Annotated in this window: 1 protein-coding gene and 1 pseudogene; both read left to right on the top strand. The window is 39.5% G+C overall.

Going from position 1 to position 669, the window contains the following annotated elements; genetic code table 11:
• Positions 1-338 (top strand): hypothetical protein (locus tag C9E89_RS23020; protein ID WP_228199115.1); only part of this gene is annotated, 338 nt, incomplete at its 5' end.
• Positions 335-669: pseudogene (locus C9E89_RS23015) on the top strand (host specificity factor TipJ family phage tail protein); the annotation flags it as partial. The gene C9E89_RS23020 and the pseudogene C9E89_RS23015, both read left to right, overlap by 4 nt.

Here is a 669-nt window from a genome sequence, read left to right as displayed (position 1 = left end):
TTGTTACGAGGTGCTTAGTGAACTTAGAGCATTTTTTAAGTAAAGAGTGGTCAAAAGATTATACGTGTAATGAATTTGCGTGTGATGTTTGGCAAGCTATTACGGGTGAGGATCTAAGACAAAGATTGGATGATTTCTTAAATGGTTCAGGTCAGTTCGAAAGATTAGATGAACCCATTAGTCCCTGTCTTGCCTACTATAAATGGAACGATCAAGCCTCAACTCATGTTGGGGTTTTTTTTAATGGCAGAGTTTGGCACTTAGGGTTGCGTGGTGCACAAAACGCAGATCCACAAGTTGTAAAAATTGGATTTAGGACAGTGGAGTATTACAAATGAAAACAGTTCATATCTGTCCAAATCAATTTAAAAAAGATGATTGGACCATTGCTGAAGTTGAGGATGTTTGTGCTTTCTTAGAATGGCAATTTGAAAGTTTTCCTGATTTCGCACGGATTTATCATAAATCAGTTGCACCACAAAATGATGTAACACCGATCGATGAGCGAGGATTAAGAAATTTACAGGCTTTAGAAGGAGAGTTCTATATTGTGATTCACCCAGCCGAAATTGCAACCATTGTCATGTGGGTAGTAATGGCTATCACTGCCGCATTCAGCATCTACACATACATGACGATGCCGAAGCCGCAGAATCAGTCGCCACAATC

Origin of the sequence: Acinetobacter sichuanensis, assembly GCF_003024515.2 — a bacterium.
In the GTDB taxonomy this organism is placed as follows: Bacteria; Pseudomonadota; Gammaproteobacteria; order Pseudomonadales; family Moraxellaceae; genus Acinetobacter; species Acinetobacter sichuanensis.
This window is presented reverse-complemented; position numbering and strand designations above follow the sequence as displayed.